Source organism: Rhodococcus olei, assembly GCF_039540555.1.
In the GTDB taxonomy this organism is placed as follows: Bacteria; Actinomycetota; Actinomycetes; order Mycobacteriales; family Mycobacteriaceae; genus Rhodococcus_G; species Rhodococcus_G olei.
This window is the reverse complement of the sequence record NZ_BAABFB010000002.1, coordinates 1-9647: the sequence shown is the minus strand read 5'-3', so window position 1 is coordinate 9647 and position 9647 is coordinate 1. Positions and strand designations below refer to the sequence as shown.

The following is a 9647-nucleotide window of genomic DNA, read 5'->3' as shown; positions in this document are numbered from 1 at the left end:
GGTGATCGCGAGGCCGGCCCGTTAGTGCACCGACACCCGTTCGTCGCCGGCTACAACGCCGACGCACCGGGTCGACGGCGAGAGGCGCACGGCGGGTTCGGCGAGGGGGCTGGGAAACGGAGCGGAGCAACTCCGCCGCGGTGCCCCGAGCGCCTACTCAGCGAAGGGGTTGCGACGCAGAGGCGGTCCGGTCGGTGAGTCGGCCACCCGACAAGGCCACTATCAAGGTTGAGTTCTACCGCGACGAGCTGCAGAAGGTTGAGGAAGCCGCCAAGCTGTGCGGCACCACCGTTGAAGAATTCATTCTCGTGAGCGCTGTCCGGCGTGCAGGGGATCCGATGGAGGAGGCGAAGAAATGATGATCGCCCGCATCGCGGCCCTGACGGCCGCAACCACCTTGGGGGTACTGACATGATCGGATGGCCCGTCAGAGACAGCCTCGACGCCCGATTCGTGGGTCCAGAGGCAGGGCGACCAGAGCGGCAAACCCGCCGTCGACCCGTACACTCCACGGGGGTGTGGGCGGTGCCGGAGAACATCGCTCCCGGCCGGTATGCCGTCACCGCAGGGACCGGGCCGGTCACTTCGCTGCGGTGGGTTCAGGCCTGCACGGACCGGTGGTGCGAGAAGCCGATCGCATCGTCCACCCAGTACGCGCCGGAGGGTGGTGGGCAGGTGTATTTCGTCGTTCCGCCGGACACGCAGGCAGTCAACAACAACGGCGTCGTTTTGACGAGAGTCGAATGACGGGGCGAGGTGATCGGCATGAGCTATCTCGCGGATTCGGTTGTCGACCTGAGGATCGCAGATCCGCGACGGATCCGTCTCCCAACCCGGAAGCGCCCGGTAAGTGCCGCAAGCGGAGTACAAGCCCTCCACCACGTCGCCACAGGGCTCAGCTCGTCGCCGAGTTCTCACACCAGTGGGTCTCCGGACGCACCGGGGCGGCTGGGGGATTCGCGGAGGCCGCCGCCGTGAATCCGATCCACCAAGTGCTCACCTCGATCGCGATCAGGACAATTCGCGAACGGGACGCTCGGTGGGGCGCGGGGATTCAGGTGCGCGGCACCTCGCGGCGCGGTCCTCTCCGCCGCGGTCGTGGCGACACCCCGAACAGTTCGAGGACGGCCCGTTCATCCTCGGGAAGCACACCGGTGCGCCACCTCTTGACCTGTCGATACAACCACTCCCCGAGCCGCACCCCGTCGTCCGTCGTGTAATGGACCGGGACCTCGGCAGTGCCGCGGGTTTCACGGAATGCGGCGAGCTCGGTCAGCATCCGCAGACGTGTGACGTCCGACCTCGGTACCGGATCGACCCGCCAATCGAATCCGACAGCATCCAACTCGACCTCGCGGCAAGGGGGCAGTGTCCGCACGGCCCGCGCGATCCGCTGACGGTCGGCCCACCGACCGAGCCGGAAACCGTCATCGGTGACGAAATCGCTGGTGACGGCGGCACGTCGCGCGTGCTCGGCGTAGAGCCCGACCACCACGGACAGCGGCTGGCCGTGCATCGCTCGCGTGCTGCAACCGGCGGCGACGGCGGAAGCTCGCATCAGCTCAGTATGACCGGTGAACCGTCGACGATCTCGATTCGGATCTCGGCGCTGCACAGCGTTCGGGGCTCGTTGAGGGTGGACGGTGGCGTGCAGCGAGGTCGAACATTGCCCATCGTCCGCGTCCCCGAGCCCACGGTGCGGTAGGGACGCTGCTCACCCACGGTTTCGGGATCCGGCTGCCCACGTGGAAGTGCGGAGCATCCCCGGTCGCGACACCAACGCGTCACGACCAGGCCAACCCCGATCCCGGGCGACGGCCACCACGAATCGCCGAGAAGGGCCATCGACCCGACCCCGGAAGAATATGCGCGCGATCACGCATGTCGCGGAACCTGTTCCGCGTCAGACCCGAGGTCGGCGCCCCGGGCCGCCCCGTCGCCGAGATGCGACCCGGTGCGGGGTCAGAGCGGGCGCACGTTCTGGGCCTGGGGACCCTTCTGGCCCTGACCGATCTCGAACTGCACCCGCTGCCCCTCCTCGAGGGACTTGAAGCCACCGCCGGCGATCTCCGAGTAGTGCACGAACACGTCCGGTCCGCCACCGTCCTGGGCGATGAACCCGAATCCCTTGTCCTCGTTGAACCATTTCACGCTGCCCTGCGCCATACCGAGAACTCCCCTGCCTCGATGCGCCGGCCCACCATGACGGACCGGCCCACCCTCGATCATGCCACCGTGCGCTCCGACACGACGGTTCACCCCGACGCCCCGGAGGACGACCCCGCACCCTCTCCCCCGGCGCGGACGCCGGCCCCGGGGGTGGCCCAGAGGCGGGCCCGCAGCGGCGAGCACCACGGGCGGTGGAACGGGCACCGGTCCGGTCCCCATACGCGCCGGTCACATTCGCGGCACCCGATCGATCCCGCTGCCCGAACCACGGCACCGACTCGACGACCTCACCCACCGCCTCCTGCCCCCGGAAGGCGAATATCCGGTGCACCGGCCCACGAAGTGCCGGCCCGTGCATCGCCGGCGTGGCGGTTGTGGTCGACGACCGATGGTCGCGCGAGCCGCCACGCACCCGCGGCGGCGGAAGAACCCGCACACCCCCGATCTTTCGCCGCAGGCGTTCCCCCGCCCCTCCGGACCCATGCCTTCCCGGCCCGTCCAGACCGGTCAGGCCAGACGGGCGAGCAACTCCTCACGCTGCCGCCACCCCAACCCCGCCAGCCGCCGGGTCAGCGGAATACCGACCTCCCCCGCGATCTCCCCGGCCTTGATCTTCCCAACCCCCGCCAACGACTCGAGGACATAGAGAACCTTCGTCTTCCCCACCACCGGATCCTCGTCCGCCCGGGCGAGCAGGTCCGCAAAGGTGAGCTCCCCGGACTTCAGGCTCGCACGCAACTCGGAGCGGGCGCGGCGGGCGGCGGCGGCCTTCTCCAACGCGGCAGCACGCTGCTCCGGGGTCAATGTGGGCAACGCCATGATGATGCTCTTCTCTCTCACGACTACCAGCCGACCACCCACGGTAAGACCCGAGAGCCTGCCATCACAGCGACGTTCGCCCGGCGTGTCCCCCACCCGAACACCCCCGAGGGGCGAGACACACCCCCGACCCGAGGCCTGGACACGCGGTTGTTGTCGTAGATTTGTAGTCACGAATTCGGTCGCCGGGTCGCTCCGGGCGGACCACACGGCGGGCACGCCATCAGGTGGGTCCGGGTGATCGGACACCCCCACCGCCGCCGGTGTCCCGGCGGGATCCTCGTCCACCGCGGCGACGAGGGCTTCCCCGACGCCAACGGAAGGGAAGTCGACCGGCTCGGACCGGCGACGCCACGAAAGGGGACGGCGAGCATGGCCGAACACGAGGTGCGCACGGTGCACGCGGAGCCCGAAGCCGCCCGCGACTCGGCCCCGCCGGACACGGCGAGAGGCGAGAGGCGCAGTCGAACCGTCGTGCAGTCCGTGCGGCTCCGCGAAGAGGACTTCGCCGCCATCGAGCGCCTCGCCGACGACGCCGACGTGCCGGTCAGCGCCCTGATCCGCGGCTGGATCCTGGCGGGGCTGACCACCGAACGCGGCACGTCACTGCGGGACGCGATCGACCACCTCGCCGGCGAAGCCGAACGACTGCGCCGACTCGCCGCCCGCATCGACGACGCCTGAACCCCCGATCGACCAGACATCCCGGGGTGCGCCCAGCAGACGACGAGTCAGGCCAGCCCCACCGGCCGATAGCCGGAATTATGTTGTTTCGCCTGAGAGGTTGGTTCCGGGCCGGGCTACCAGATCGCGAGTCGTCCTCCGGCGAAGGCACCGGCATCGCACTCAACCAGGCCCCAACAGAACCCGGGATTCAAGGCGCAGAACAACGCCCTGGTCGTGTACGTCAACCCGTACGAGATCGCGAAGTTCTCCACCCGCCTCGACTACGAACACGCCGCCGCTGCCGTGCCGCTGCAGGTAGCCGCGCCGACACCATCGCGCACTACCCCGGTCCCGCGTCGTGGTCGCCCCTTGCGGCGGAACGGCACACGCCGCCGTCCCCGCCCGCCGCTGGTTTGAGGCGCCGCCCACGTCCCCAACACAGCCGGGCGCTGCCACCCGGGCCGGGTGGCACCGGCGATCGCGATCGCGGGTGTCGAACTCCACCCCCCGACCACCAGGGCGAGCACGGCGCCCCGATACGTCGGGGCCGCCTCGCGAGGCCCGGTCGATCCGGCGAGGCCCGGCCGATCCGGCAATGCAAGGTGCACCCACCCCTCGTCGGCGTTGAATCCACGATTCAACTAATGTCTTTCGGGTGAGAACGCCCCCCTGGTTCTCACCCCTCGGGCCGCGACCCGCGGACGAGCAACAAAAGGCCCTGGAATTCCCTCCCCTCACCACGAATTCCAGGGCCCTTGCGCGTTCTCCAGCACCCCCGCTCCCGCCCCCGTCGCGACCGACATCCCGACCATGAACTGCTGCGACCCCATGCCGCGGCCGCAGCGCCGGATGCGAGCCACGTCCGGCTGTGGCCCGGGCGGTGAGTCTGTCCGGGTGGGTCAGCGGAGGGCTTTGTCCTTGAGTGCCTGGAATTCGGCCTCGGTGATGGCGCCGGTGTCCAGCAGTGCCTTCGCGTCGGCGATCTGGGCGGTCGCGGACCTGCCGGCGACCTCACGAAAGTAGGCGTCCTGCATGTCCTTTGCCCGCTGCGCGGCTCGGACGGAACGGCTGGTCATCGCGCTGCCGTTGACGATCAGATAGACCAGCGCGGTGAGGAACGGCAGGAAGATCAGGAAGACCACCCAGATCGCCTTGACCCAACCCGAGGCCTTCTCGTTCCGGAACAGGTCGGTGAGGATCAAGAAGAGCAGCATCAGGTAAGCGATGAACGCGAAGGAGACGATGATGAACCAGATGATGTCCCAGAAAGACATGGCGGCTCCGATCTCGCGGATTCGGTTGTCGACCCGAGGATCGCAGATCCGCGACGGATCCGCCTCCCAACTCGGAAGCGCCCGGTAACTGCGGGACCTTCCCCCGCCGCGGTGTCGTCTCCGCCGCCGGCGCGTCACGGTCACCTCGAACTTCAGCGAGCGCCGTCACCACCGACATCGTCCTCGCAGCGCCGCCAGCAGGATCGTCGGAAAGGCGGCCGGGCATTGGGAGCAAGGCCACAACGCACGGCGAGCGCTTGCGGTGCCCCTCCCGCTCCGGGCGGACGAGCACTGACCGGTGCGACGGCCGCGGCGCGCCGCGCTGTGACGATCCGTCGCCGTGCGGCCGGTGGCGGAGATTGCGACGAATAGCCCGGCAGAGGCGGCAATTTCGGACTGCCGGATCGCGAGCTGCCGACTCTCCGGCGCGACGACCCGGCGGCGGCTCTCCTCCGTGGAGGTCGTTGACCGGCCACCCCTCTCTCGGTGGCCGGTCAACGCGCACGGCGGCCTCGGCCTGCCCCTGACATTGTCGAGCAGTGACGGGGGGGGTTCGCCACCCGAACCCCGGTGGAACCAACGTCCGACTCCGGATCAACGGAACGCACCCGGACAGCGGGTTGCGTCCATGACGATGGTGTACGAACCGGATCAGGACGTCACCGGCGTGTCGTAGCCGGAAAGCAGGCGGTCATCGCGTGATTTGTGAGTGTGTGTCGCAGCGGTTTCTCGATGGAATCGCTGTCAGGATCGGTGCCGATGCCTGGAACTGACTCACGCGTGATTTGGCCGCCGATCGGTGTGCCATGCGAAGGACCGGTCGTTCCGGGCGTCGGCACCGGCCCGCTCCACCTGCTGGCCTGATCAGAAGCCTGTCCGAGCCGGAAGGCACGTGACCCGTCACAGATATGCCGCCGGGTGGCTCCTCTCGGGCCGGTGCCGCCCTGACCCGTGCACTGGGGAGCGCAAGGCCCATGGTCATGGTGGCAGAGACCGTGGATGCTGTCATCGGTGGCGACACCCACCGCGACACCCACGCACTGGAAATGACCGCGCCGAATGGTGCGACGATCGCGACACTGTCGATCGCCAACAACGCTTCCGGGTTCGCCGACGTCCTCGCCTGGATCACCGAACACGCGCCCGGACCTCGGATTGTGGTCGGGCTCGAGGGCACCCGCAGTTACGGAGTCGGGCTCGCCCGCACGCTCAGCGGCGCTGGGATCCTGGTCGTCGAGGTCGAGTGCCCTCGTCGACAAACACGGCGCCGCGGCAAGTCCGACCCCATCGACGCACATCTTGCCGCGCTTCAGGTGCTGCGGATGGATGATAGCCGAAAGGCACTGCCGCGCAAGGACGGTGAACGCGAAGCGATCCGAATCCTGCTTGGCGCGCGGCACGACATGACTGTCGCACGGACCGCGCAGATCAACCGGCTGCGGGCCCTGCTGCTCACCGGAGACGACGATGATCGCCTGCTCGCCCGGGTCACTATGACCGAGCACAACCTCGGGTCCATCGCCCGCCGCCGCGGCCGTTCGGGCGAGTCGACCGAGGTGCAGGTGCGTCGAGCCGAAGCACGCGGGCTTGCGTTGGCGATCCGTGACGGCGCCCGCGCCCTCGCCGACAACAAACAACAATTGTCCGAACTCGTCGCGGTGTTCGCGCCCGGACTCCAGGACAAGCTCGGTGTCGGCCCCGTCAGTGGTGGCCAGCTGATCGTGTCCTGGTCACATCACGGCCGGTGCCGGCACGAGGCAGCGTTCGCGACGCTCGCCGGAGTAAGCCCCGTGCCGGCCAGCAGCGGCCGCACCCACCGGCACCGCCCGGGCCGCGGTGGTGACCGCCAGCTCAACCGGGCATTGCACGACATCGTGCTCACCCGCTGGCGGATGTGCCCACGCACCCATGCCTACATCGCCACAAGCCGCGCACGGGGCAAATCCGACCCAGAGATCCGACGCTCACTCAAGCGCTACACCGCCCGCGAACTCTCGCACCCTGAACGCCACTGTCGCTCATTGACAAACATAGAAGCGTCCTTCGAGAGACCTACCAAGTCGACTCGATGAAGGACCACGCGATGACCACTGCCCACGATATCGACCTGCACCAGTTCCTGACCGATCGGCTCACCGACGCCAGCTCCGATCTGCTGCGCAGCCTGTTGTCCACGTTCATCGACGCGCTGATGGGCGCCGAAGCCGACAGCGTGTGCGGTGCCGGTTTCGGTGAACGCTCTTCAGGCACGTGTCAACAGCCGCAACGGGTACCGGCATCGCGACTTCGACACCCGCGCCGGCACTCTCGACGTCGCGATCCCCAAGCTGCGTCAGGGTTCGTATTTCCCGGATTGGTTGCTGCAGCGCCGCAAACGCGCCGAGCGTGCCCTGACCTCGGTGGTGGCCACCGGGGGTCCCTCCCTGCACGAAGTGCTTGGGGGCGTACCTGCTCGGCGTCTCGACCCGACGGATGGAGAAACTCGTCGATTCCCTCGGCATCACCTCACTGTCGAAATCCCAGGTCAGCGTCATGGCCAAGGACCTCGACGCCCAGGTCGAGGCGTTCCGCGGCCGACCATTGGATGCCGGACCGTACACCTTCGTCGCCGCTGACGCCTTGGTGTTGAAGGTCCGTGAGAACGGTCGGGTGGTGAACGTGCACGCACTCGTGGCGGTCGGCGTGAACGCCGAGGGCTACCGGGAGATCCTGGGCCTGGACGTGACCTCCGCCGAGGACGGCGCCGGCTGGCTGGCGTTCTTCCGGTCGCTCCTCGCCCGAGGTCTGTCCGGGGTGCGGTTGGTGACCTCCGACGCCCACGCCGGCCTCGTGTCGGCGATCGGCGCCACCCTGCCCGGGGCATCGTGGCAACGCTCATCCGTCAACATCAATGGTGGCGGGATCGTCCCGCCGGTTTCCTTCCACCGTCGGGTGAGGACCTTGGCAGCGTGACCGGCAAAGGTCCAGCGGCAGACCCGTCCCTCCCGGCGGTGGCGGGTCTCGACCGGCCAGTGGGAGTCGTGCCTCGAGCACCTGGATGAGCGTCCGGAGAGACCAGCCGCGGACCGGAAGCAGAACCCGTTGAGGGGAGTATGCAGTGGCACAACAGGAGAACTGGCCGGCCTTCGCCGGCATCGACTGGGGCGGCAGCCATCATCAACTCTGCATCGTCGACCATGCAGGCTCACAGGTGATCTCACGAAGGTTTACCCACGACACGGACGGTCTGGCAGCGCTCGACACCGAACTGCGCCGCCACGGAACGAGGCTTCCGATCGCCATCGAACGGTCGGAAGGGCTCCTCGTCGAACACCTCCAGTCCGTTGGGCACGCCGTCTTCCCGGTCTCGCCGCGCATCGCCGCCCGGGCCCGCGAACGCTACAAGGTCGCCGCCGTCAAGGACGACCGATTCGACGCGTTCGTGCTCGCCGACACCCTCCGCCACGAACGCACCTACTGGCACGAACTCCCAGTGCCCTCTCCACTGCTCGCCGAGATCAGGGCGCTCACCCGTGATCGTGACCGACTCCTCGAAACCCAACAGGCCGTCGAGTCGCAGCTGCGCATGATCCTCGAGGCCTACCATCCGGCCCCAGTACGCTTGTTCTCCTCGGTGGACCGGCAGATCACCCTGTCCTTCATCCTCGACTACCCGACCCCGGCCACCGCGGCCCGGGTCAAGACCACTCGCATGAGTGGCTTCCTGACCCGGCACCATTACACCGGCCGGACACAGCCCCAAATACTTGCCGACAGGATGCGTGCCAATCTGCTGAGCGCGTCGGCGGGAACCACCGCGGGCAAGGCGTTCTCGGCGCAGACCTTCGCACGGCTGCTGCAGCTGCTCAACACCCAGCTCGCCGAATACGACGCTGCGATCGCCGCCGCGGCCGCCGAGCATCCGGACGCCATGATCTTCGCCAGCTTCCCCGGCGTCGGCCCGACCCTGACCTCGGTCCTGCTCGCCGAGATCGGCGAAGACCGCCGCCGATACCCATCGGCAGCAGCGCTTCTCGCAGAATCTGGACTCGCGCCGGTGACCCGATCGTCCGGCCGGTCATGCAGCGTCCGGTTCCGCTATGCCGCGAACACCCATCTGAGGGAGGCGGCGATGTGGTGGGCGTTCAACTCGATGAAGACCTCACCGTGGGCCGCGGCCGCGTTTGAGCAGGCACGAACCCAACGCGGCCAGCGCTATCACCGGGCGTTGCGCGGAATAGGGGCTCGCTGGATGCGCGTTCTCTGGCGCTGCTGGACCGATTACACCACCTACGACCCGGCGCTTCACAACGCGGCCGCAGCGCTGACCACCACCGCAAGCTAACACCCACATCAGACCCAGCCGCCACCCGTCCGGACGCGCGGCCCCGACCCATGCCCCCACACCAACACCAGGAATCCTCAGAGGTTGACAGTGGGAGTCTGCCGAACGCACTACTCGACCAATCTCATGTCCCTGACACCGAAGAACTCGTGGCCCTGGGTGCGAGCGCTCCTGCACTCGGTCTACGACCAGCCGGACGCCGATTCCGTTCATGCTCAATATGATCGGGTGATCGACGCCCTCGACGAAGCTCCCGCGGGTCGCCGATCACCTCGATGCAGCCAGGGTGGATCTGCTCGCCTTCACCGCGTTTCCGAAGCAGATCGGGCGGCAGATCTGGTCCAACAATCCCCTATCGGTTAACCGGCCCTCAGGCGACACGACCACGACCGAGA

At 68.1% G+C, this 9647-nt stretch carries 9 protein-coding genes and 2 pseudogenes; 7 read left to right on the top strand and 4 right to left on the bottom strand.

Annotated features, from left to right (window positions below; translation table 11 throughout):
• Positions 1-194: 194 nt before the first annotated feature.
• Positions 195-359: a type II toxin -antitoxin system TacA 1-like antitoxin gene (locus tag ABD951_RS00190; RefSeq protein WP_345340850.1), complete on the top strand. Its 165-nt coding sequence runs from the start codon at positions 195-197 to the stop codon at positions 357-359.
• Between the two features lie 695 nt (positions 360-1054).
• Here the strand turns inward: ABD951_RS00190 and ABD951_RS28590 are convergent.
• The gene (locus ABD951_RS28590) at positions 1055-1279 is read right to left on the bottom strand and encodes a helicase associated domain-containing protein (protein ID WP_425569743.1); all 225 of its coding nucleotides are present in this window, start codon (positions 1277-1279) and stop codon (positions 1055-1057) included.
• On the opposite strand from ABD951_RS28590, the gene ABD951_RS00185 reads away from it, so the two are divergent.
• Complete coding sequence (locus ABD951_RS00185; RefSeq protein WP_345340848.1) at positions 1220-1705, top strand: hypothetical protein; 486 nt, start codon at positions 1220-1222, stop codon at positions 1703-1705. The two genes, ABD951_RS28590 and ABD951_RS00185, sit on opposite strands and share 60 nt — an antisense overlap.
• Before the next feature lie 257 nt (positions 1706-1962).
• On the opposite strand, the gene ABD951_RS00180 is transcribed toward ABD951_RS00185, so the two are convergent.
• Both ABD951_RS00180 and mihF read right to left on the bottom strand, forming a co-directional pair.
• Entirely contained in the window at positions 1963-2166 is a 204-nt protein-coding gene (locus ABD951_RS00180) for a cold-shock protein (RefSeq protein WP_345340846.1), read from the bottom strand.
• 510 nt (positions 2167-2676) lie between these two features.
• Positions 2677-2988, bottom strand: coding sequence for an integration host factor, actinobacterial type (gene mihF / locus ABD951_RS00175; protein ID WP_345340852.1), 312 nt, complete (start codon positions 2986-2988; stop codon positions 2677-2679).
• Positions 2989-3225: 237 nt separating this feature from the next.
• On the opposite strand from mihF, the gene ABD951_RS00170 reads away from it, so the two are divergent.
• On the top strand, positions 3226-3672 hold the full coding sequence (locus ABD951_RS00170) for a ribbon-helix-helix domain-containing protein (protein WP_345340844.1): 447 nt from the start codon (positions 3226-3228) through the stop codon (positions 3670-3672).
• Between the two features lie 881 nt (positions 3673-4553).
• Here ABD951_RS00170 and ABD951_RS00165 read toward each other — a convergent pair.
• A complete protein-coding gene (locus ABD951_RS00165; protein ID WP_345340842.1) occupies positions 4554-4928 on the bottom strand; it encodes an SHOCT domain-containing protein in 375 nt (124 codons plus the stop codon).
• Between the two features lie 908 nt (positions 4929-5836).
• Between ABD951_RS00165 and ABD951_RS00160 the strand changes: the two genes are divergently transcribed.
• From ABD951_RS00160 to ABD951_RS00145, 4 genes and pseudogenes are all read left to right on the top strand, one after another.
• A complete protein-coding gene (locus ABD951_RS00160; protein WP_345340840.1) occupies positions 5837-7000 on the top strand; it encodes an IS110 family transposase in 1164 nt (387 codons plus the stop codon).
• An 11-nt stretch (positions 7001-7011) separates the two neighbouring features.
• Positions 7012-7802: pseudogene (locus ABD951_RS00155) on the top strand (IS256 family transposase); the annotation flags it as partial.
• A gap of 223 nt (positions 7803-8025) precedes the next feature.
• Entirely contained in the window at positions 8026-9252 is a 1227-nt protein-coding gene (locus tag ABD951_RS00150) for an IS110 family RNA-guided transposase (protein WP_345340838.1), read from the top strand.
• 99 nt (positions 9253-9351) lie between these two features.
• Positions 9352-9647: pseudogene (locus ABD951_RS00145) on the top strand (transposase); the annotation flags it as partial.